Annotated in this window: 21 protein-coding genes and 1 tRNA gene; 12 read left to right on the forward strand and 10 right to left on the reverse strand. The window is 73.1% G+C overall.

The genetic code is table 11. From position 1 onward, the window contains the following. Positions 1 to 83 precede the first annotated feature (83 nt). The 6 genes from BX285_RS06950 to BX285_RS06975 all read left to right on the forward strand — a co-directional run bounded on the left by BX285_RS06950 (position 84) and on the right by BX285_RS06975 (position 5,427). Entirely contained in the window at positions 84 to 1,709 is a 1,626-nt protein-coding gene (locus BX285_RS06950) for an alpha/beta hydrolase (protein ID WP_121177313.1), read from the forward strand. Between the two features lie 106 nt (positions 1,710 to 1,815). Continuing rightward, positions 1,816 to 2,466, forward strand: a complete 651-nt coding sequence (leuE, locus tag BX285_RS06955) for a leucine efflux protein LeuE (RefSeq protein ID WP_097237175.1) — start codon at positions 1,816 to 1,818, stop codon at positions 2,464 to 2,466. Positions 2,467 to 2,549: 83 nt separating this feature from the next. Further along, a tRNA-Thr gene (locus tag BX285_RS06960) sits at positions 2,550 to 2,623 on the forward strand. A 349-nt stretch (positions 2,624 to 2,972) separates the two neighbouring features. Further along, positions 2,973 to 3,257: a hypothetical protein gene (locus BX285_RS06965; protein WP_097237185.1), complete on the forward strand. Its 285-nt coding sequence runs from the start codon at positions 2,973 to 2,975 to the stop codon at positions 3,255 to 3,257. 81 nt (positions 3,258 to 3,338) lie between these two features. Next, positions 3,339 to 4,046 carry a Crp/Fnr family transcriptional regulator gene (locus BX285_RS06970; RefSeq protein WP_218893097.1) on the forward strand — a complete coding sequence of 236 codons (708 nt, stop codon included), beginning with the start codon at positions 3,339 to 3,341 and terminating at the stop codon, positions 4,044 to 4,046. Between the two features lies 1 nt (position 4,047). Further along, positions 4,048 to 5,427: a cation:proton antiporter gene (locus tag BX285_RS06975; protein ID WP_121174714.1), complete on the forward strand. Its 1,380-nt coding sequence runs from the start codon at positions 4,048 to 4,050 to the stop codon at positions 5,425 to 5,427. Positions 5,428 to 5,518: 91 nt separating this feature from the next. Here BX285_RS06975 and BX285_RS06980 read toward each other — a convergent pair whose 3' ends face one another. Further along, a complete protein-coding gene (locus tag BX285_RS06980) occupies positions 5,519 to 6,052 on the reverse strand; it encodes a DUF1697 domain-containing protein (protein WP_097237187.1) in 534 nt (177 codons plus the stop codon). 172 nt (positions 6,053 to 6,224) lie between these two features. On the opposite strand from BX285_RS06980, the gene BX285_RS06985 reads away from it, so the two are divergent. Together BX285_RS06985 and BX285_RS06990 are read left to right on the forward strand one after the other, a co-directional pair. Next, the gene (locus BX285_RS06985; RefSeq protein WP_183107018.1) at positions 6,225 to 6,629 is read left to right on the forward strand and encodes a pyridoxamine 5'-phosphate oxidase family protein; all 405 of its coding nucleotides are present in this window, start codon (positions 6,225 to 6,227) and stop codon (positions 6,627 to 6,629) included. Positions 6,630 to 6,647: 18 nt separating this feature from the next. Continuing rightward, entirely contained in the window at positions 6,648 to 7,457 is an 810-nt protein-coding gene (locus BX285_RS06990; protein ID WP_121174716.1) for a class I SAM-dependent methyltransferase, read from the forward strand. Between the two features lie 121 nt (positions 7,458 to 7,578). On the opposite strand, the gene BX285_RS06995 is transcribed toward BX285_RS06990, so the two are convergent. The 4 genes from BX285_RS06995 to BX285_RS07010 are packed head-to-tail and all read right to left on the reverse strand — an operon-like array spanning position 7,579 to position 11,002. After that, the gene (locus tag BX285_RS06995) at positions 7,579 to 8,973 is read right to left on the reverse strand and encodes a class I adenylate-forming enzyme family protein (RefSeq protein WP_220783903.1); all 1,395 of its coding nucleotides are present in this window, start codon (positions 8,971 to 8,973) and stop codon (positions 7,579 to 7,581) included. Positions 8,974 to 9,022: 49 nt separating this feature from the next. Further along, the gene (locus BX285_RS07000) at positions 9,023 to 9,601 is read right to left on the reverse strand and encodes a hypothetical protein (protein ID WP_121174718.1); all 579 of its coding nucleotides are present in this window, start codon (positions 9,599 to 9,601) and stop codon (positions 9,023 to 9,025) included. Then, complete coding sequence (locus BX285_RS07005; protein WP_121174719.1) at positions 9,598 to 10,737, reverse strand: beta-ketoacyl-[acyl-carrier-protein] synthase family protein; 1,140 nt, start codon at positions 10,735 to 10,737, stop codon at positions 9,598 to 9,600. Before BX285_RS07005 ends, BX285_RS07000 begins: the two co-directional genes overlap by 4 nt. Before the next feature lie 4 nt (positions 10,738 to 10,741). Continuing rightward, positions 10,742 to 11,002 (reverse strand): acyl carrier protein, encoded by a 261-nt coding sequence (locus tag BX285_RS07010; RefSeq protein WP_097237194.1) that lies wholly within the window; start codon positions 11,000 to 11,002, stop codon positions 10,742 to 10,744. Positions 11,003 to 11,181: 179 nt separating this feature from the next. Between BX285_RS07010 and BX285_RS07015 the strand changes: the two genes are divergently transcribed. Genes BX285_RS07015 through BX285_RS07030 form a run of 4 tightly spaced genes read left to right on the forward strand, consistent with a single transcriptional unit; the run spans position 11,182 to position 16,065 of the window. After that, positions 11,182 to 12,735, forward strand: coding sequence for an ABC transporter substrate-binding protein (locus tag BX285_RS07015; RefSeq protein WP_121174720.1), 1,554 nt, complete (start codon positions 11,182 to 11,184; stop codon positions 12,733 to 12,735). Then, a complete protein-coding gene (locus tag BX285_RS07020) occupies positions 12,735 to 13,691 on the forward strand; it encodes an ABC transporter permease (RefSeq protein ID WP_097237196.1) in 957 nt (318 codons plus the stop codon). The genes BX285_RS07015 and BX285_RS07020 overlap by 1 nt, the downstream gene beginning before the upstream one ends. Continuing rightward, entirely contained in the window at positions 13,688 to 14,476 is a 789-nt protein-coding gene (locus BX285_RS07025; RefSeq protein ID WP_097237197.1) for an ABC transporter permease, read from the forward strand. The genes BX285_RS07020 and BX285_RS07025 overlap by 4 nt, the downstream gene beginning before the upstream one ends. Next, on the forward strand, positions 14,473 to 16,065 hold the full coding sequence (locus BX285_RS07030; RefSeq protein WP_097237198.1) for an ABC transporter ATP-binding protein: 1,593 nt from the start codon (positions 14,473 to 14,475) through the stop codon (positions 16,063 to 16,065). The genes BX285_RS07025 and BX285_RS07030 overlap by 4 nt, the downstream gene beginning before the upstream one ends. 79 nt (positions 16,066 to 16,144) lie before the next feature. On the opposite strand, the gene BX285_RS07035 is transcribed toward BX285_RS07030, so the two are convergent. The 5 genes from BX285_RS07035 to BX285_RS07055 form a co-directional block, all read right to left on the reverse strand. Next, positions 16,145 to 17,671 (reverse strand): MFS transporter, encoded by a 1,527-nt coding sequence (locus BX285_RS07035; RefSeq protein ID WP_097237199.1) that lies wholly within the window; start codon positions 17,669 to 17,671, stop codon positions 16,145 to 16,147. Positions 17,672 to 17,759: 88 nt separating this feature from the next. After that, on the reverse strand, positions 17,760 to 19,244 hold the full coding sequence (locus BX285_RS07040; RefSeq protein ID WP_097237200.1) for a class I adenylate-forming enzyme family protein: 1,485 nt from the start codon (positions 19,242 to 19,244) through the stop codon (positions 17,760 to 17,762). Continuing rightward, positions 19,234 to 19,620: a DUF3224 domain-containing protein gene (locus tag BX285_RS07045; RefSeq protein WP_097237202.1), complete on the reverse strand. Its 387-nt coding sequence runs from the start codon at positions 19,618 to 19,620 to the stop codon at positions 19,234 to 19,236. The genes BX285_RS07040 and BX285_RS07045 overlap by 11 nt, the downstream gene beginning before the upstream one ends. Then, positions 19,613 to 19,822, reverse strand: coding sequence for a hypothetical protein (locus BX285_RS07050; RefSeq protein ID WP_097237203.1), 210 nt, complete (start codon positions 19,820 to 19,822; stop codon positions 19,613 to 19,615). Before BX285_RS07050 ends, BX285_RS07045 begins: the two co-directional genes overlap by 8 nt. A gap of 29 nt (positions 19,823 to 19,851) precedes the next feature. Then, positions 19,852 to 20,700, reverse strand: a complete 849-nt coding sequence (locus tag BX285_RS07055) for a hypothetical protein (RefSeq protein WP_097237205.1) — start codon at positions 20,698 to 20,700, stop codon at positions 19,852 to 19,854. Between the last annotated feature and the right edge of the window lie 6 nt (positions 20,701 to 20,706).

Raw genomic sequence — 20,706 nt, forward strand, 5'->3', positions numbered from 1 at the left:
GCACTACGCTGCGCCCGGTACCCCGGAGCGGGTACCGGGCAGCCGCATTTTCCGACTGCACACCAAGGCTGGGAAGGAACCGCATGAGGGCGATCGGGCGGGTACGGGCACGGGCGGTGGCCGCGGCGCTCGTCGTCGGGTTGCTGGCGGGCGGGTGCAGCTCAGGTCCGTCCGGGGAGCCGGGGGCGGCTTCGGGTGGCTCGGCCGGCTCGGATGCGGCCTCGGCGCCGGCGGCCGTCGCGGCCGGGGCCACGCCGCTGGAGCCGCTGCCGGCCGCCGTGCCCGCCGCGCTCGCGCCGTACTACGCGCAGCAGCCGACCTGGCAGCCGTGCGACGGCGGGTTCGAGTGCACGACCTTCCGGGTGCCGATGGACTACGACCACCCCGGGGACGGCGACCTCACGCTGGCGGCCGTCCGGGCTGCGGCCGAGCCGTCGGGGGCCGCCGGCGGGGCCTCGGACCCGCGGCTCGGCTCCCTGCTGCTGAACCCGGGCGGGCCCGGCGGCTCGGCGGTCGAGTACCTGGAGGCCGCCGCCCGGACGTACGACCGCGGGGTGCGCGCCCGGTACGACCTGGTCGGCCTCGATCCGCGCGGGGTGGGCCGCAGCAGCCCCGTCACCTGCCTGAGCGGTGACCGGATGGACGCCTTCACCGCCGTCGACCTGACCCCCGGCGACCAGCGCGGGATCGACGCGCTGGTCGCCGCCGACAAGGAGTTCGCCGAGGGCTGCCGGAAGCAGGCCGGGGCGGCGCTCGGCCACCTCAGCACCGTGGAGGCCGCCCGCGACATGGACGTGCTGCGCGCCCTGCTCGGCGACGGGAAGCTGAACTTCGTCGGCAAGTCCTACGGCACCTTCCTCGGCGCCACCTATGCCGGGCTCTTCCCGAGCCGGACGGGCCGGCTGGTGCTGGACGGCGCGATGGACCCGGCGCTCGACTCGGTCACCGGCAACCGCACCCAGGCCGGCGGTTTCGAGACCGCCTGGGCGGCCTTCGCCAAGGACTGCGCCAAGCGCGAGGACTGCCCGTTCGGCCGCACCGAGCAGCAGGTCGGCGAGCAGCTCACCGCCCTGTTCGCGGCGGTCGGCACCGAGGCACTGCCGACCACCGACGGCGGCCGCCGGCTCACCGAGTCCCAGGCGACCACCGGCGTCATCCAGGCCATGTACGCCGACTTCCTCTGGCCCAGGCTGCGCACCGCCCTCGCCGACGCCAGGGCCGGCGACGGCACCGGCCTGCTGAAGCTCTCCGACGCCTACTACGGGCGCGAGGCGGACGGCTCGTACCCCAACCTGATGTTCGCCAACACCGCGGTGAACTGCCTCGACCTGCCCGCACCGTTCGGCGGGCCGGAGGACGTCCAGCGGGCGGTGCCGGACTTCGAGCGGATCTCCCCGCACTTCGGGCGGGACATGGCCTGGATGGCGCTGACCTGCGCCTACTGGCCGGTCCGGGCCACCGGCGCGGCGCACACCGTCCGGGCCGCCGGGGCCGCTCCGATCGTCGTCGTCGGCACCACCCGCGACCCGGCCACCCCGTACGCCTGGGCGCAGTCCCTGGCCGGGCAGCTGGAGTCCGGCCGGCTGCTCACCTTCGACGGCGACGGCCACACCGCGTACGGGCGGCACAGCGGCTGCGTGGACGGCGCGGTGAACCGCTTCCTGCTGACCGGGGAGGCCCCTGAGCAGGGCAAGCGCTGCGACCGGTAGGGACGGGCGTTCCGGACGTCCGGTAGGTGGTTACGGCTTCAATCGATAACCAGTACGACGTTACGATGAGCGGCCCCCTGCCACCTTCCCTGCGCCGGAGCTCATCGTGCTCGGAGTCAACGACCTGGCGACGTACGTCCTCGGCGCCCTCGTGATCATCCTGCTGCCCGGCCCCAACTCCCTGTACGTGCTGTCCGTCGCAGCCCGCAAGGGCATCCGGACCGGCTACCGAGCCGCGGCCGGCGTCTTCGTCGGCGACCTCACCCTGATCAGCCTCACCTCGCTCGGCGCGGCCTCCCTGCTGAAGGCCAACCCGGCCGTCTTCGCCGTGGTCAAGTTCGGCGGCGCCGCCTACCTGCTCTGGATCGGCTACGGCATGCTCCGCGCCGCCCGACAGCTCTGGCTCGAACGCCGGGCCGAGGCCGACCCCACCGCCGAACCGGCCCCCGAGACCACTGAGAACCCCTTCCGCCGCGCCCTGGTCGTCAGCCTCCTCAACCCGAAGGCCATCCTCTTCCTGCTCTCCTTCTTCACCCAGTTCGTCGACCCCTCCTACGGGCAGCCCGTCCTCTCCTTCGCCCTCCTCGGCGGCATCCTGCAGACCTTCAGCCTGCTCTACCTCTCCCTGCTGATCTTCGCCGGCACCACCCTCGCCACCGCCTTCCGCCGCCGCAAGCGCCTCTCCGCCACCCTCACCAGCGGCGTAGCCGTCCTCTTCGCCGGCTTCGCGGCCAAGCTCGCCGTCTCCTCCGCCTGACCCCCGCCCCCGGGGCATCCGGGTACGGATCACCCGCGAATCTGTGTAGACTGGCCCGCGTTGCCGCCACAGACGGCAACGGTGCCGCCTTAGCTCAGTTGGCCAGAGCAACGCACTCGTAATGCGTAGGTCGCGGGTTCGAATCCCGCAGGCGGCTCAGTGGAGGCCCAGGTCACGTAACTCGTGACCTGGGCCTTTTGGCGTTCCTGGGCGTGCGCCTCGGCTTCGGGCTTCCGCCGGCGGGGGCGGGTTTCACGGTGTCCTCGGTGGCGGCCGGGGCGGTGGGGAGGGTGCCGCGGGTGGGGCAGGGAGCGGGAGTTCCGTGGTCGATCGGATGACAGTGGAGGCCATGGCAGTTTCTCCCACCCCGATTTCGCCTGCGGCGTGGAAATCGACCGGCAGGATTCTTCCGTCAGCTCGTCATCGTTTCGGACCAGAGGATCACCGTGCCTGTTTCGGCTGCACCCGGGGCGCTCATCGTGGCGCCGATAGGCGAGTAACCGGCTGTGTTCGCAGTGGAGTTGAGTTTCACTGTCGATCGGGTCGGAGTGCCGCCGTCGACCGAGACGGTCGAGGCGAGCGTGCTGCGCAACGGCTGTGGAGGCCGGACGCGGTTGGAACACCTGCGGGTCCGTCGAATTGCGCAGGCCATGTTCGTCGTCGCCTTTCTGGCGGCCCGGACCGCCGGTGACGCCAGCGATTTCGCGCGCCGAATCGGTTGGCAGGTCAGTGCCGAGCTGAGGCATCTGCAGTACATCGGCCAGCGCGTCTGGACTGGTGACGACTTCTGAGAAGGGGGACGGGTCTGTGAGATACAGACGCCATCATCGGGGAGCCCAGGCTTCCGCACGCGTGGCCGAGGAGTGTTGTCGGTGATCGTCCAGCTGCCTCCGGACGGCCTCGGCACCACCCTGGCCCAGCTCATCCGCTGCAGGGCGCTCAGCGCCTCCACCATCGAGGTCGCGCGCCGCGACGTCGTCTACGGCTCGCTCGACCGGGACAGCAGCATCTACCTGGTCGAGAAAGGCCAGGTCAAGGCGACCGTGCCGTCCAGGGACGGCAAGGAGTGCCTGCTGGACATCTACACCGTCGGCGACGTCTTCGGCGAGCTCTGCCTGGTCGCGGACGGCCGCTTCGAGACCGCCACCGCCATGACCCCGACGGTGCTGCGCCGGATCTCCGCGGCCAAGGTGCTCGCCGCGCTGGCGGACGCGGGGCTGCGCGAGGAGTTCGTGCGGTACATGGCCCGGCGGCTGTTCGAACAGCAGCAGTCGATCATGGGGCTGGTCACCGAGGACAGCGAGTACCGGTTGGCGGCGACGCTGCTGCACCTGGGGCGCAAGCTCGGCCGGCGCGAGGCGCAGCTGCTGCTGATCGAGGAGAAGATCACCCAGGAGGAGCTGGCCGCGATGGTCGGCACGACGCGCTCGCGGGTCGGGCTGTTCCTGAAGCGCTTCCGGGACGCCGGGCTGGTGGGGCGCGCCCGGGACTGCTTCCTGACCGTCCACGAGCCCCGGGTGCAGCGCTTCATGGCGGACGGCGACCTCGCCATGTCCTTCTCCCCGCCGTTGGCGGCCTGAGATGACCCTCGCACAGAGCACGGTCGCGGCCGTGCAGACGGCCACCGCGCACCTCGCGGCCGTGCGTACGGCCCCGCAACTGACCTCGCACCAGGTGCTGGTCTTCCTGCTCCAGCTCGGTGTGCTGCTCCTCGTCGCCTTCTGCCTGGGGCGGTTGGCGAACCGGATCGGCCTGGCCCCGGTCGTCGGCGAGCTGGCCGCCGGCGTGCTGCTCGGGCCCTCCGTCTTCGGCCGGATCGCCTCGGGCGCGGCCGACTGGCTGTTCCCGGCCCGCGCCGATCAGGCTCACCTGCTCGACGCGGTGGCCCAGCTGTCGGTGCTGCTGCTGGTCGGGGTGGCCGGGGCGCACCTGGACCTGCGGATGCTCCGGCGGCGGCGCACCGTGGTGGCGAAGATCGGGCTGGCCGGCCTGCTGCTCCCACTCGCCCTGGGGGTGTCGGCCGGGTACGTGGTGCCCGCCGCGCTGATCGGGGAGTCCGGGCACGGGCTGGTCTTCGCGCTGTTCCTCGGGGTGGCGCTGAGCGTCAGCGCCATCCCGGTGATCGCCAAGACGTTCGCCGACATGAACCTGCTCCACCGGGACGTCGGCCAGCTCACCCTGGCCAGTGCGGCGGTGGACGACGCGATCGGCTGGATGCTGCTGTCGCTGGTGGCGACCATGGCGGCGGGCTCGCTGGGGGTGCTGCACATCGGTCTGGCGGTGGCGACGCTGGCGGGCTTCCTGCTGGTGGCCCTGGTGCTCGGCCGGCCGCTGGTGCGGTGGGCGATCCGCCGGGCGGGCGGGGCGGGCCAGCCCGGTCCGACCGCGGTCGTTGCGACGGTGGTCATCCTGTTCTGCGCGAGCGCCACCCAACTGCTGAACCTGGAGGCGGTGTTCGGCGCCTTCGTGGCCGGCGTGCTGCTCTCCTCGGTGGTCGAACACCGGCTGCTCGCGCCGCTGCGGACGGTGACGGTGTCGGTCTTCGCGCCGCTCTTCCTGGCCAACGCGGGGCTGCGGATCGACCTGGGCGCTCTGCTCGACCCGTCCGTGTTGCTGACCGGCGTGGCGCTGCTGGTGCTGGCGGTGGTCGGCAAGTTCGCCGGGGCGTACCTGGGCGCGCGGACCAGCGGGCTCACCCGCTGGGAGGGGCTGGCGATCGGCGCCGGTCTCAATGCCCGGGGGGCGGTGGAGATCGTGGTGGCCTCGATCGGCCTGAAACTCGGGGTCCTGACCACTGCGACCTACACGGTCGTGGTGCTGATCGCGGTCTTCACCTCGATGATGGCGCCGCCGGTGCTCCGGCGGGCGATGGCCCGGATCGAGCAGAATGCGGACGAGCGGCTCCGGGAGGCGGAGCTGGAGCTGGCGCCCGCGGCTCGGGAGACGCCGTCCGAAGCCTGAACGCAGCCGGAGGGCCGTGGGGGGCACGGCAACCCCCACGGCCCTCCGTGGCGTTCCGGCGACGCTGCCAGGACAGGCCCTGGCCGTGGCGTCAGGAGAGCAGAGCGGCCAGTTTGGTGACGGTGTTCCAGTTGCGTCCGGTGACCGTGACCTTGTGGTGCTTCTCCACGAAGGCCGGGACGTTGGGTGCTTCCAGCGCGCCGTCCGGGCACCAGTGGTAGATCACCCGGTCGCCGAGCCGGACCTCGTCGGGGGCGAGCGAGCGCGGGTCGTGCTCGGCCAGGACCTCGGGGGAGAGGTCGTCGGAGAGGAAGAGGGCGAACATCCGCGACCCGTTGTCCGCCACGTCGGCCAGCGGGTGCCCGTCGATCACGGCCCGCAGCTCCTCGCCGGTCCGGACCAGGCAGCGCACGGTCATCCCGAAGGTGTCCCGGATGCCGGCCTCGATCCGCTCGGCGACCTGCTCGGGGCCGTCCTCGGCGGCCACCAGGGCGTTGCCGCTCGCCAGGTAGGTGGCGACCTCGGTGAAGCCCAGCCGGGTCAGCAGCTCCCGCAGCTCGGCCATCGAGATCTTCTTCTTGCCACCGACGTTGATCCCCTTGAGCAGGACCGCGTAACGAGGCACGAGTGCACTCCCCTTCCACCCGGTACGGGGCCCACCCGGACGGGCGCCCCGACGACACCCCGGACGACATCAGAAGATCCCGGGATCCGCCGCTCAATTGTGCACAGACCGCCCGCCGCGCCGCCGGGACGATGGACCCGCCCCTTCTCGGCCGCCTGCGAAAGGAACGACGGTGCTGATCAGCGAGGCGACGCTGGCCTTTCTCGCGGAGCCGCTCCCGATCATCGTGGGCACCCGCCGACAGAGCGGGTCGGTCAAGATGAACCCGGCCTGGTTCGAGTTCCACGACGGGTACTTCTGGTTCAACAGCTGGCGCGGAGCGCACTGGCTGGCCCAGGTCGAACGGGATCGGCAGGCCACGTTGCTGCTGATGGACCCGCAGGACATGTACCGGGTGGTGCACGTCGAGACGGCGCTGGTCGCCACCCGGACCGAGGGAGCCGGGGCACACCTGGACCGGTTGTCGTACCGATACCGGGGCGAGCCCTACCGGGCCGTCGCGCCGATGCAACGGGTGATCATTCAGCTGGAGCCGCTACACGTCCGCAGTACGCTCGACGGGCGGCCACGACGATAGGGGTACCCCTTGAGTGTCATGTCGGTAGCGCAACGCAGTGCGCAGGTCGCGGCGGTCTTCGACCGCGTGGTCGAGGAGTACGACAACGTCGGCGTGCCCTGGTTCACGCCGATCGCCGAGCGGCTGGTCCGGGAGACCGGGGCGAGGCCGGGGGAGCGGGCGCTGGACCTGGGCTGCGGCCGCGGTGCGGCGCTCTTCGCGCTGGCCGACGCGGTGGGGCCGCAGGGACGGGCGACCGGGATCGACCTGTCGTCCGGAATGGTCGCGGCGACCCGGCAGGACGCGGCCGCGCGCGGGCTCGGCAACGTCGACGTGGCCGTGATGGACGCCGGCGCGCCGGAGCTGCCCACCGGGGGCTACGACGTGGCGGTCGCGTCCTTCGTGGTCTTCTTCCTTCCGGCGCCCGGCCGCGCACTCCGGGCCTGGCGCGAACTCCTGGTGCCCGGCGGCCGGTTGGGCCTGTCGACGTTCTCCGACCACTCCTCGGGCTGGCTGGACGGGGTGTTCCGGCCGTTCCTGCCGCCGCGGGCGTTCTCGGCGGCGAGCCCCTTCGACAGCGACGAGGGCGTCGAGCGGCTGGTCACCTCGGCGGGCTTCACCGCGGCGAGGACCACGACCTTCGAGCTCGACGTGCTCCTCCGCGACCTGGACCACTGGCAGCAGTGGTCCAGATCGCACGGGCAGCGGGCCACCTGGGATCGGATCCCGGTGGAGCAGCACGACCGGGTGCGGGCGGCGGCCGGGGAGTTCCTGGAGCCGTACCGGACGGCGGACGGGCACTACCGGATCACCCAGCCGATCCGGCTGACGCTGGCCGAGCGGCCCTAGACAGGCCCCGGGCCCGTGGCGCACGCCCCGTGGCCACCGAACGCACCGCGGCCCGCCCGGAGTCTTCCGGGCGGGCCGCGGTGCGTTCCGGGCGGGCCGCGGTGCGTTCCGGGCGGGCGGATCACTTCTGCAGGGCCGCCGGGTCCGCCGCGCCGATCGAGACGGTCCGCGGCCGCTCTCCCGGCAGCAGGAAGGACAGCACCGACCGTCTGATCCGCTCGGCCTGCCCGGCGGCGTCCTCGTCGAGTCGGATGTCCAGCTCGTAGTGCGGGGAACCGTCCGGTTCGGTGCCGACCCGGGTGGTGCAGCCGACCACGCCCGGCTGGGCCAGTGCGAGCCGGCGCACTGCGGAGAGCGAGACCTTCTCGCCCTTGACGACGAGGAAGTCCGAGAGGCGGCCGTCGAAGTACAGGTAGCCGTCCTCGTCGATCCGGAAGCGGTCGCCGGTGGCGACCAATCCGGGTGTGGCCAGCGCGCGGTCGCCGTTCCCGCCGAGCTTGGCGACGAGCGCGGTGTCGGTGCGGACGAGCAGCTCGCCCACACCGTCCCGGACGTCGCGCAGCTCGACGCCGACGCCGGGCAGCGGCAGGCCGACCGAGCCGAATCGGTGCTCCGGCTCCCGGTGCGCGGCCAGGGTGGCAACCCGGGGCCCGGCCTCGGTGAGCCCGTAGGTCACGTACAGCTCGGTGTCCGGGACGGCCCGGAGCAGACCGGCGACCTGCTCGGCGGGCAGCTGGTCGCCGCCGACCGTGAGCATCCGCAGGCCGGACGGCAGCTTCTCGCCGCGGCGCAGGAGCAGCCGCGCGATGGTCGGGGTGACGGAGGACGAGGTGATCCCGTGCTCGGCGAGGAGGCCCGGGTAGGTGGCCGGCGAGAACGGGGGCCCGGAGATGACCAGTCGGGCGCCGACCAGGAGGGCTGCGAGGGCTTGGGCGACGATCGCGTAGGAGTAGAACAGCGGCAGGTTGACGAAGACGGTGTCGTCCGGCCGCAGGCCCACCGCCTCGGCGTGCCGGCGTGCGTTGCGGACCAGCGAGTCCGCCCGGTGCAGACAGGCGCTGAACAGCCCGGAGGTGCCGGAGGTGAGCATCAGCACCGAGCCGGCCGGGTGTCGGGGGCCGTCGGTCGGCAGCAGCACGGCCCGGGCGTCGCCGACGGGCAGGCTGTCCGCCGCGCCGTAGCGGGCCGGGTCGGGCCGCAGCGCGATCACGGCGCCGGCTCCGGTGCGGGCGGACAGCTCCGCGATCCGGGCCGAGGAGGTGGCGGGTGACACCGTCAGCGGGACGCCGCCGGTCAGCAGCACCGCGAACCAGTGCTCCAGGAGGGGCCGGCCGTTGGGCAGGGCGATGACGACCGGGGTGCCGGGCGCCAGGCCCAGGCCCGCCACGTCGGCGGTGACGTCCGCGAAGCCGGCTCCGGTGCCGGTCCGGTTCAGGTCCACGGCGCGGTCGAGGAAGGCGTTGACGTCGTCCCACCCGAAGGGCAGGTCGATGAGGTCCAGGCTCACTGCGGTCACTCCGTTGCTCGTACGAGGTTCGGCTGCGCGGGTCCGGCTCACGCGGACCTCACGCGGGTCGGGCGGCCGCGGGGCGGTCGCCGAGGAGCAGGTCGAGCTCCTGCCGGCCGTCTCCGCCCGGCCCGGTGGCCCGGGTGACGGCGCACCGCGCCACGTGCACCCCGTCCTCGACCAGGTGGGTGGCGATCAGGACGTGGCGCGCCTGGCCGCCGCGCAGCCAGGCGGAGGCGGCGACGGCCGCCGCCGGCAGGCCGTGCTCCGGCGGCATGGACAGCGTCAGGGTCGGGCCCCGGAACTTCCAGCGGATGCACGGCAGGCCGGCCAGCACTCCGGGGTTGGAGCCGGCGAACCGCAGCGGGGAGACCATGCCGCGGCTCGCCGAGGCGGCCACCGCCGCCATGGTGATGGCCGAGCAGTCGCCGCTCAGGGCCACCACACCGACGTGGTCGGGCTGCGCGGTGAGGTCGTCCGGGGACGCCTCCAGGGCCCGTTCCACGGCGGCGGCGACCAGCCAGGCGACCGGGTCGGCGAAGAAGGACGGCGCGTTGCGCGCGTACTCGGCGGGGTTGGCCGCACGGGCCACCCCGAGTGCCGCGACGGCGAGCGCGGGCGGTGCTCCGGGCCTCACGCGTCCACTCCCTCGAAGAGCAGGCAGGTGTTGAACCCGCCGAAGCCGATGGTCAGGCTGGCCCCGAGCCCCGGGGCCACCGCGCGCGGGCCGTCGACGGCCAGCGGCAGCGGGAAGTCCGGCAGCGGGTCCCGCAGCCCGTACACCGGGGGGACGAGCCGGTCGCGCAGTGCGAGCAGGACCGACACGGCCTCGATCGCGCCGGTGGCGCCCAGGCTGTGGCCGAGCGCTCCCTTGGTCGCGAACACGACCGGCGGGCCGTCCGTCCCGGCGAAGAGCCGGCGCAGACTGGTGATCTCCACCGCGTCGTTGACCGGTGTCCCGGTGGCGTGGGCGTTGAGGACGGTGACGTCCCGCGTGGTGCGGCCGGCCGTGGCGAGGGCGCGCCGCACGGCGAGCACGATGCTGTCGCCGGTCGGGTCGGGGGCGGTCAGGCCGGAGGCGTCGTTGGCGGAGCCGGCGCCGCGCAGCACGGCCCGGACGGGTGCGCCGCGCCGGTGTGCGGCCTCGGCCCGCTCCAGCACCAGGACGGCCGCGCCCTCGCCGAGCAGCATGCCGGAGTGTTCCCGGTCGAAGGCACGCAGCAGGTCGGGGCTCATGGTGCCGAGGGCGGTGTGGCCGAGCCGCTTGCCGAGGGTCAGCACGTCCACGCCGCCGGCCACCACGGCGTCGGCGTGTCCGGCGCGGATCAGTTCGGCGGCGAGCAGGATCGCGTCGGACCCGGCGGAGCAGGCGGTGCTGACCGTGACCGGCCGGTGCGGGTGCCCGATCCGGCGGGCGGCGGCCACCGCCCAGTCGTCGGCGACGGCCGCCGGCTCGTCCAGCAGCGGGCCGTAGCTCGTGCCGAGCACGATGCGGACGCCCGGGTCGGCCGGGTCGAGCCCGGCCGAGGCCAGGCCCGACGTCAGCGTCTGGACGGTCAGGGCGAGTTGGCGTTCGGTCGCCGGTGCCGCGAGGTCGAGCCCGGGCACCGTGGCGGCCAGGACGTTGCGCACCGGGTAGGGCGACGGCGTCTCCCGCAACCCGTGCTCGCCCGCCAGCAGGCGCCGCCACACGCCGTCGGGCGTGTCGCCGAGCGGGGTCGTCCAGGCCAGACCGGTGACGCAGACGTCGTCGGGGCGGACCTCGGCGGCCACGGCGTTACCGCGCGGCCGGGGCGCTCTGGAGGCGCTCCACCAGGGCGGCGACGTCGGCGATGGTGCCGAACTGGTCGGGGGTGAACTCGTCGGCGGAGATGGTCACGCCGAAGCGGTTCTCGCACTGCGCGCGCAGCTCCACGAAGCCGAGCGAGTCGAGGCCGTAGACGTCCCGCAGGCTGTCGTCCTCCTTCATCTGCTCGACCGGCACCTCCACGAACACGTCCGTGACGAGGATGTCCTTGATGATTTCCGCGACGACCATGAACCGGCCTTTCCTGGGACACGTGGCGTCCGGTGCGGCGGCTGGCCGCACCGGTTGGCACCGCCACCATCGCGGTGGCCGGTCCGGTCGGTCTGTTCAGTATTGAGCAGCCCTTTCGCGGCGGCGGTGTGACTCTCCTGGGCATCGATCCACAGTCGTATCCCGAGGGGGACGAAGAGATGTCTGCCACCATGCCGGCGTTGGTACGCCGCGCGTTCCTGAAGAAGGTCGGGGCCGTGGCCCTTGCCGTGACGGCCGGTGGCGGTCTGCTCACCGCCTGCGGGAAGCCGGAGGCCGCCGGCCCCGCCGCCGTCGCGGCGGCGAAGCCGGTGGAGAGCCTGAAGATCGCGGTCACCGACCCGACCACCTCGGCCGGTCTGGACCCGCGCTCGATCGGCAACGGCCTGAGCACCATGGTCATGTACCACCTGTACGACAGCCTGATGGTGCTCAACGGCGACAAGTACACCAACGTCCTGGCCGAGTCGGTGCAGCCGAACCAGGACGGCACGCTGTGGACGATCACCCTGCGCAAGGGCGTCAAGTTCCACGACGGCCGGCCGGTGACCGCCAACGACGTCGCGTACAGCCTGCGGACCGTCGGCACCGCGCCGAGCAGCCGGGCCTCCGTCTACGCCGACGTCGACCTGGCCGGCATCAAGGCGGTCGACGAGCAGACCGTGACGGTCCCGCTCAAGCGCCCGCGCGGCGACTTCCGCGAGGGCGTCCTGGTCACGTACTCGCCGGTCTTCCCGGACGGCACCACCGACTTCTCCAAGGGCATCGGCTCCGGCCCGTACAAGCTGGCCGGCGTGGACGGACAGAACGTCAAGCTGGTGGCCAACGAGGACTACTGGGGCTCCAAGCCGCAGGTGAAGAACCTCGAACTGATCAAGATCGCCGACGCGGCGACCCGGCTGAACGCAGTGAAGAGCGGCCAGGTCGACTACGCCGTGGGCATCAGCCCGGTCGGCGCCGCCGCCGAGAAGGCCAACAGCGCGATCACCATCACCAAGGGCGGGGTGGCCGGCGCCAGCGCGCTGTCCTTCTCGATGAACCAGACCATCGCCCCCTTCGACAACCCGAACGTCCGCAAGGCGGTGCGACTGGCCGTCGACCGCAAGCAGCTGACGGACACCGCGCTGCTGGGCAGCGGCACCGTCGGCAACGACGTGGTCGGCCTGGGCCTGCCCGGCTACGCCACCGACCTGCCGACCCGCGGCCGTGACGTGGCCGAGGCCAAGAAGCTGTTCCAGGAGGCCGGCGTCACCGAACTGACGCTGCGCACCGGCGACATCGTCCCCGGCATGCTGGAGGCCTCCAAGCTGTTCCAGCAGCAGCTCGCCGACGCGGGCGTGACGCTCAAGCTGCAGACCGTGCCGGCCGACTCGTACTACGCCGACATGCCGAACCTGACCAAGAACCCGTTCCAGGCGTTCTACTACGCCAACCGTCCGGCGGCCCTGCACCTGGCGGCGACCACCACCCAGGTGGCGTTCTTCAACGTCACCGGCGCCGGCCCCGACCACTGGAAGAAGCTCGCCGACGCGCAGCTGATCGTCGACGACAACCAGCGCGCGAACGCCTTCACCCAGATCGAGCGCGACTTCTACGACAACGGCGGCGACGTCGTCTGGGGCTTCCAGGAGCAGATGGACGCCTCGCGGCTGAAGCTCTCCGGCGTCACCCGGATCGGCGGCCTGCCGGTCTTCACCACGGCCACGGCGGCCTGATGCGGCGGCCGATACCGGCCGCGGTCCGACAGCTGACCGGGGCGCTGGGGACTCTCCTCGGCGCCTCGGTCATCCTGTTCGCGGGCTCCGCGGTGCTGCCGGGCGACGCGGCCAGCTCCTCGCTCGGAGCCAGCGCGACGCCGGACGAGGTGGCCCGGGTGCGCGCCGAGTACGGTCTCGACCGGCCGCTGCCGACGCAGTTCCTGTCCTGGATCGGCCGGGCCGTGCGCGGCGACCTCGGCCACAGCCTGTACGACCGCAAGCCGGTCCTGGAGGTGGTGACCGAACCCTTCCTGGACACCGCGCTGCTGGTCGGGATCACCGTGGTGGTCACCCTGGTGGCGGCGACCGCGCTCGGCCTGGCCTGCGGCCTGCGCCCCGGCGGCCGGCTCGACCGGGTGCTCTCCGGTGCGGCCGTGGCCGTGGTGTCGGTGCCGCAGTTCGTCATCGCGGTGCTGCTCGTGCTGGGCCTCGGCACCGGCCTGGGCCTCCTCCCCGCGGTCTCGTTGGTGCCGTTCGGCGGCACCCCGCTGGACCGGCCGGAGATCCTGGTGCTGCCGGTGCTCTCGCTCTCGTTCTTCGCGGCGGCGTGGGCCAGCCGGATCGTCCGGGCCGCGGTGGTGGACGCCAATGCGGCCCCGTACGTCGAGGCGGCGCGGCTGGCCGGGCTGCCGGAGCGCCGGGTGCTCTGGCGCCACCTGCTGCCCGCCACCGTGGCGCCCTGCGCCCAGACCTTCGCCTGGCTGGTCGCCGCGCTGTTCGGCGGCACCGCTGTGGTCGAGCGGGTCTTCAACTACCCGGGGCTGTCGGAGACCATGGTGGGCGCCGTCCGCCACCACGACACGCCGGTGCTGGAGGGGGTCGGCCTGCTGCTCGCCGGGGTGACCGTGGTTTGCCTGCTGCTGGCCGACGCGCTGGCCGTACTGGCCACGCCCCGCTTGCGGAGCGCCTCATGACGCGCCGGATGCTGCGGGCGCTGCTGCTGGCCCCGGTCGCCGTGGTGCTGCTGGTCGCGCTGTTCGGCCCGTTGCTCGCCGACCACGACCCGGGCCGGGTGGTGGCGGTCCCGTACGCGCTGCGCGGGGACGCCCTGCCGCTCGGCGCGGACGGCTCCGGCCGGGACGTCTGGGTCCGGTTCCTCTGCGGCGGCCGGGACCTGGTCCTGCTGCCGCTGCTGGGCACGCTGCTCACCCTGGTGCTCGGCACCGCGGTCGGCCTGGTCTCCGGCTACCTCGGCGGCCCGCTCGACGCGGTGCTGTCGCGGCTGAGCAGCCTCTTCCTGGTCGTCCCGCCGATCCTGCTGCTGCTGATCCTGCTGCACGGCTGGGGCTACTCCGGGCCGACGCTGGTCGTGGCCGTGCTGGTCACCGGCGTGCCGTTCGTCTCCCGGATGGCCCGGACGGCCACCCTGACGGTGGTCCGCAGCGGCTACGTGGAGCAGGCGGTGGCCCTGGGGGACGGACCGATCACCGTGATGGTGCGCGAGGTCCTGCCGAACATCGCCCGGCCGATCCTGGCCGACGCCGGCAGCCGCTTCGCGATCGCCATCTTCATCACCGCCTCGGCCGGCTTCCTCGGTTTCGGGCCGGGCGACGCCAACTGGGGATCAATGATCAGCGAGAACATCGAGGGAGTGGGGCTGTCACCGTGGGGGGTCGTGGTGCCCGCGCTGGCGCTGAGCTGTCTGACCGTGTCGGCCAACCTGGTCCTCGACCGGCTGACCGCGAGGATCCCGTCATGATCGAGATATCCGGTCTGGACCTGCGCGCCCCCGACGGCCGGGTCGTCCTGGACGGCCTCTCCCTGAGCGTCGCCGCCGGCGAGCGCGTCGGCATCGTCGGCGAGTCGGGCTCCGGGAAGACCACCCTGGCGCACGCCGTGCTCGGCTCGGTCCGCCCCGGCCTGCGCCGGGCCGGCGGGCGGGTCCGGCTGGCCGGCCACGACGTGCTGGACCTCGACCCGGCCGCGCTGCGCTCCGTCCGCCGCCGGGTCGTCTCCTACCTGCCGCAGGACCCGCCCGCGCACCTGACCCCGACCCTCCGGGTCGGCGAGCAGATCGCCGAACTCGCCGACCCGGCCGCCGGCCGGGACGTCGCCGGGCACCTGGAGCGGGTGGGCCTGCCCACCGACCGGGCGTTCCAGCGGCGCTTCCCGCACCAGCTCTCCGGCGGCCAGCAGCAGCGGCTGGCGCTGGCCAGGGCACTGGCTCCGGACCCGCGGGTGCTCGTCCTGGACGAGCCGACCACCGGGCTCGACATGCTCACCCAGCGCCGGGTGCTCGACCAGATCGACGAGCTGGTCACCGCCCAGGAGCTGACGTTGCTCTTCATCACCCACGACCTGACCGCGGTGGCCCGGATGGCCGACCGGCTGGTCGTGATGCGCGACGGCGCGGTCGTGGAGGACGCCCCGCTGGCCCGGGCCTTCAGCGCGCCCGCCGCGCCGTACACGGCCGAACTGCTGAGCGCCGCACCGGTGGTCTCCCAGCTCCTCGACGCGGACGCACCGCCGGCCGCACCGCCGGACGCCGGCCGCGACCGGCCGCCCGTGCTCCGGGTGGACGGACTGCGCGCCGGATACGGGCGCAGGCCGAGCACCGACCGCTCGCCCGGTGTGTCCTTCGAGGTGGCGGCCGGCGAGTGCGTGGCACTGCTCGGGCTCTCCGGCGCCGGCAAGACGACCCTGGCGCGCTGCGTCAGCGGTCACCACCGCCCCGACCGCGGCACGGTCGAGCTGCACGGCGAGCCGCTGCCCGCCGGGCTGCGCGCCCGCAGCGTCGACCAACGGCGGCGGGTCCAGCTGATCGCCCAGGACGCGACGCTCTCGCTCAACCCGCGCCGCACCGTCGCCTCCGCCCTCGTGCGGCCGCTGCGGCGGCTGCACGGGCTGGGGCGGGAGGCCGCCGCCGCGGAGGCGGACCGCCTGCTCGCCCTGGTGGACCTCGACCCCGCGTTGGCCGACCGCTACCCGCACCAGCTCTCCGGCGGGCAGCGGCAGCGGGTGGCGATCGCCCGCGCCCTGGCGGCCCGGCCCGACGTGCTGATCTGCGACGAGGTGACGGCCAGCCTGGACGTCAGGGTCCAGGCCGGGGTGCTGGACCTGCTCAACGGGCTGCGGGCCCGGCTCGGCCTGGCGGTCGTGTTCATCACCCACGACCTGGGCGTGCTCGCCCGGGTCGCCGATCGGGTGCTGGTCCTGGTCGACGGCCTGGTCCGCGAGGAGGGCCCGGTCGCCACCGTGCTGACCGACCCGCAGGACGAGTGGACCAGATCGCTGGTCGAGGCGGCGCCGACGCTGGTCCCGGCCCGCGGCGCCGTCGCGGCCGGGTAGGCCCCAGGGCCTACCCGGGGACGGGAACGACGGAGGAGGGGCCCCGGACGCCGGGGCCCCTCCTCCGTTCGCGTACCGGTCAGACCGCGGCCGGCTCGCCCTGCGCGGTCGGCTCGCCCTGCTCGGCGGGCTCGGCCGGGGCGGGCATCGCCCCCGGCTGCGGGGCGGTGCCCGGCAGCAGCAGCATCAGCAGGAAGGCGATCAGCAGGCCACCGGCCACCCACCACAGTGAGTCCGAGAAGCCCTGGCCGAAGACCTCGGGCGAGTTCTGCCGGCCCGCCACCGGGGTGACGTCGCCGACGACGCCGAGGAACGGCACCGAGGCGAGGCCGACGCCGAGCGCGATGCCCAGCTGGTTGGCCGTGTTGATCAGGCCCGAGGCCGAACCGGCGTGCTGGAACGGCACCTGGGAGAGCACCGACCCGGTGAGCGGGGCGATGATCAGGCCCATGCCCGTGCCCATCACGGCCAGCGGCAGGATCATCTGCCACGGCTGGATGCCGGCGCCGTAGTGGACCGCCTCCCAGCCGTAGAGCAGCGCGCCCGACGCCATCACCAGGGCACCCGCCTGCAGCACCTTGCGCCCGTACGCCATCAGCTTCTGCATGGCCACGCCCGCCGCGACCGAGGTCGCGACCGCGTTGGGCACACTGGTCAGACCGGTCTTCAGCGGGCTCCAGCCGAGCCCGAACTGCAGGTAGAGGGTCCATGCCAGCAGGAAGACGCCGCAGGCCGCGCTGACGCTCAGCTGCACGCCGATGCCGGCCGCGAAGCTGCGCACCTTGAACAGCGACAGCTCCACCACGGGGGAGTTGTCCCGGCGGCTCTTCAGCTGCTCGTACCGGAGGAAGACCCCGAACACCACCAGGCTGCCGATCAGCAGCACCGGGGCCCAGGTGCCGCGGGCCTGCTCGACGGTCAGCGGCAGGAACAGCATCAGCAGGCCGACGCTGGCCAGCGCGATGCCCACCGGGTCGAGGCGCAGCGCCTGGGGGGCGCGGGACTCGGCGATGTGCATCCGGCCGAGCACCAGGCCGGCCAGGCCCAGCGGCAGGTTCAGCAGGAAGATGCTGCGCCAGCCGAGACCGCCCAGGTCGGACTCGACCAGGAGCGCGCCGACGATCGGGCCGATCACGGCGCCCATGCCGATCACGCCGCCGAACATCCCGAAGACCTTGCCGCGCTCGTGGTCGGGGAAGGTGACGTGGATGATCGAGAGCACCTGGGGGACCATCAGCGCGGCGCCGGCGCCCTGCAGGACGCGCGCGCCGATCAGCATCTCCGGGTTGGCAGCGGCGGCGCACAGCGCGGAGGCCAGCGTGAAGACGCCGATGCCGGTCAGGACCATCCGCTTGCGGCCGTAGATGTCGCCGAGCCGGCCGCCGGTGATCAGGCCGACCGCGAAGGCCAGCGCGTAGCCGGCGCTGATCCACTGCAGCGCGGCGTACGAGGCGCCGGTGTCGGTCCGGATGTCCGGCATGGCGATGTTGACGATGGTGACGTCGATGACGTCGATCAGGCTCGCGGTCAGCAGCACGACCAGGGCGAGCCACCGGCGCGGGTCGAGCTCCTCGGCCCCCGCGGGGGTCGGGTTCGCTTCTGTCATGGGGTCTCTCTCCTCGGGGGGAGTGGGAAGGGGCCGGTGCCGACACGACACGAGGGGGCTCCCGGTGGAGCCCCCTCGTGTCGAGCGGTCAGGAGTACAGCTCGCGGAGATCGCGCTTGAGCACCTTGTTCTGCGAGTTGCGGGGCAACTTCTCCAGGACGACGGTGCGGACCGGCCGTTGGCCGGGTTCGAGCAGTCCGGCCAGGTGCGCGTCCAGGTCGACGTCGCCGGCGTCCGGGTCCAGCACGACGGCGACCGCCACGTGTTGGACCTCGCCGTCGGGCGACCCCGGCGCCGGGACGCCGAAGGCGGCGGCCTCGAACACCGCGGGGTGCTCGTACAGGGCCGCCTCGACGGCCGGAGTCGAGACCAGTCCGTCCGCGGTGCGCACGGCGTCCACCCGGCGGTCGAAGAAGTGCAGGAAGCCCTCCTCGTCCAGCCGGCCCAGGTCGCCGGTGCGGTACCAGCCGTCCGCCTCGATCCGCGCGTTCACCTCGGCCAGGCCCAGGTAGAGCCGCTTGGGTGCGGGGTGCCGCAGCCAGATCTCGCCGAGCTGCCCGGCGGGCAGCTCCTCGCCCGACTCGTCCACGATCCGCAGCTCGGTGACCGGCGTGGGCCGGCCGACCGACATCGGCCGCTCGGGGTCGAAGGTGTTGATGCAGATCGCCGGGTTGGCTTCGGACTGCGAGCACGCACTGGTGATCGCGGCGCCGGGCACGAGTTCCAGCAGCTTCTTCGCCCGGGCCGGGGCCAGGGGTGAGGAGCCGCAGGCGAACATGGTGATCGACGACAGGTCGTACTTCTCGGCGAGCCGCAGCGCGACCAGCCGGTCGGCGAAGTACGGCGTGATGGCGACGATGCCGGTGCGGTACTGCTCGATGAGCTGCCCCAGCCGGTCCGCGTCGCGCAGCGGGCCGAGAACGGTGACGACCTGGGAGATCGTCGAGATGTTCAGGGCGGTGGCGCTGCTGCTGGTGGCGATCTGCAGCATCGTCAGCATGTACGCCGAGTCGCCGAACGCGCTCATCGCGCCGATGGTGCGGCCGAAGGTGGCGTTGCCGTGCGGCACGGTGTACGCCTTCGCGGCACCGGTGGTGCCGGAGGTGAAGACGATGTCCGCGATGTCCTCGGGCTCGACCTCGGCCTTGACCGGTCCCGGTCCGCCGTCGAGCCCGGAGACCGCGGCCGACCAGCCGGAGAACCCGGCGGGCAGGGCGCGGCCGTCGGCGTGCAGCAGCCCGGACACCGAGGTGAGGGTCAGCCGCCGGCTCAGCTCGCAGGCGGGCATGTCGGCGTTCAGGTGGACGGCGGTGGCGCCGGCCTTGAGCACGCCGAAGTACCCGACGGCGTAGTCGGTCCACTCCAGGCCGCCGAACAGCAGGCCGACCCGGTCGCCGCGGCCGACGCCGTCGGCGACCAGCTGGTTGGCGACGGCGTCGGAGCGCTCGTCCCAGTCGCGGTAGGTGAGTTCGCCGCCGCCGTCGACGATGAAGGCGACGCCGTCGGGCTGCACGCCGGCGCGGTGCCGGAGCAGGTCGGGCGTGGTGAGCACGGTCGGAGTCTCAGGACTCAAGGTCGTACTCCAGGACGAAGTCGTGGCCGGGCAGGATCTCGGCCTTGCCGGTGATGCCGACCAGGTCGCCGGTGCCCGAACCGGGCACGATGACCAGCGTCTTGTCGTACTTGCCGTCGTAGGCCATCGAGCGGTGGGTGAGGAAGAAGCTGCCCTTGAGGCCGTCGAACTCCAGCTCCAGGCGCTCGGCGCCCACGTAGACGGCGGCGCCGCCCTCGGAGCCGAGCATGACGCACTCCAGCCGGCTGGTCCCGGTGATGTCACCGGTGAAGATCTTGGCGCCCTTGTTGCGCTGCATCTGGGCCTCGTCCCACTGGACGACGTCCTCGCCCTCCCAGGTGGAGAAGGTGAAGGAGCCGGTGACGCGCTTACTCATGGTCTGCCTCTTCGCTGTTGGTCTGATACAGGGGGAGGAGCGGCGGGATCGGCTGCGGCCAGATCGCGAAGACCGCGGCGACCATCTCCGGACGGGTCATCAGCTCGGCGAACGGCCGCACCGAGGCGCGCAGCCGCGAGCCCCGGTCCTCGCCGGTCGCCGTGCCGTCCGTCCGTCGACGCGCCACTCCGGGCACGGGCATGCTGTCCACTCCGGATCGCGTGGGTCTGCTCATTTCTGAGCAGATCCGGCCGTGACGACGGGCCGGGCCAGCAGCTCGTCCGCCGTGCGGGCCACCTCGGGGGTCTTCAGCAGGTCGGCGTGGACCACGTCGAAGAAGTGCGCCTCGCCGAACATCTCCGAGCGCTCCGGCTCGGGGATGATGTGCAGGCCGATGTCCGGGTTGGAGGAGTTGAGCACGCTCGCCCGCGCCCAGCCCGGCCGCGGGTCCAGGTCGACGGCCGCGCCCAGCCAGTGCAGGTAGCCGTTGACCAGGTCGGCGGTGTTGCCGGCCGCCTGCTCGCTCCAACCGGCGCGGACGATGGCGGACTTCAGCACCTCCTGGCACAGCGGGGTGAGCCGGCCGGCCAGCTCCAGCGCGTTCGACGCGCCGGCGTCCGCCTCGGCCAGCCGCTCCTTGGCGTCGGCGAGCTGGTCCTCGGTGAACGCCTTCGCCAGTCGGCGGTAGAAGCTCTCGATGTGCTCGGTGAGCATCCGCCGCTCGGCGAAGCCGGGGTCGAAGAGCAGCAGCTCCGGGTGCTCGCCCTGCCACTCGGCGATCCGGTCGGCCATCACGGAGGCGTAGATGCCGCCGCCGCAGAAGCCCATCAGGGCACGGACCTTGAGGCCGCTGTCGCGGATGCCGCGCAGCCAGCGCTCGGCCTGGTCCTGACCGGTGAGCCCGCTCTCCTGCCCCCACGGGACGGGAGCGGTCTCCCAGATGGTGTGCTCGGTCCGGAGCAGCTTGGCCAGGTCGTGGAAGTTGGCGGCCGGACGGCCGTTCGCCGCGTAGTCGGCGACGACGATCAGTTCGCCGCTGTCGGTGGTACGGAGGACGTTGAACGCCTCGGGTTTGGTCATGGGCGG

It is taken from the genome of Streptomyces sp. 1114.5 (genome assembly GCF_003635085.1).
Taxonomy (GTDB): domain Bacteria; phylum Actinomycetota; class Actinomycetes; order Streptomycetales; family Streptomycetaceae; genus Kitasatospora.

What these genes read in the sequence shown, in the direction of transcription:
- BX285_RS06950 (WP_121177313.1), top strand. Translation starts at nt 84, where the DNA reads ATGAGGGCGATCGGGCGGGTACGGGCACGGGCGGTGGCCGCGGCGCTC.
- BX285_RS06975 (WP_121174714.1), top strand. Translation starts at nt 4,048, where the DNA reads ATGACCCTCGCACAGAGCACGGTCGCGGCCGTGCAGACGGCCACCGCG.
- BX285_RS06990 (WP_121174716.1), top strand. Translation starts at nt 6,648, where the DNA reads ATGTCGGTAGCGCAACGCAGTGCGCAGGTCGCGGCGGTCTTCGACCGC.
- BX285_RS07010 (WP_097237194.1), bottom strand. Translation starts at nt 11,002, where the DNA reads ATGGTCGTCGCGGAAATCATCAAGGACATCCTCGTCACGGACGTGTTC.
- BX285_RS07015 (WP_121174720.1), top strand. Translation starts at nt 11,182, where the DNA reads ATGTCTGCCACCATGCCGGCGTTGGTACGCCGCGCGTTCCTGAAGAAG.
- BX285_RS07020 (WP_097237196.1), top strand. Translation starts at nt 12,735, where the DNA reads ATGCGGCGGCCGATACCGGCCGCGGTCCGACAGCTGACCGGGGCGCTG.
- BX285_RS07025 (WP_097237197.1), top strand. Translation starts at nt 13,688, where the DNA reads ATGACGCGCCGGATGCTGCGGGCGCTGCTGCTGGCCCCGGTCGCCGTG.
- BX285_RS07030 (WP_097237198.1), top strand. Translation starts at nt 14,473, where the DNA reads ATGATCGAGATATCCGGTCTGGACCTGCGCGCCCCCGACGGCCGGGTC.
- BX285_RS07035 (WP_097237199.1), bottom strand. Translation starts at nt 17,671, where the DNA reads ATGACAGAAGCGAACCCGACCCCCGCGGGGGCCGAGGAGCTCGACCCG.
- BX285_RS07045 (WP_097237202.1), bottom strand. Translation starts at nt 19,620, where the DNA reads ATGAGTAAGCGCGTCACCGGCTCCTTCACCTTCTCCACCTGGGAGGGC.
- BX285_RS07050 (WP_097237203.1), bottom strand. Translation starts at nt 19,822, where the DNA reads ATGCCCGTGCCCGGAGTGGCGCGTCGACGGACGGACGGCACGGCGACC.
- BX285_RS07055 (WP_097237205.1), bottom strand. Translation starts at nt 20,700, where the DNA reads ATGACCAAACCCGAGGCGTTCAACGTCCTCCGTACCACCGACAGCGGC.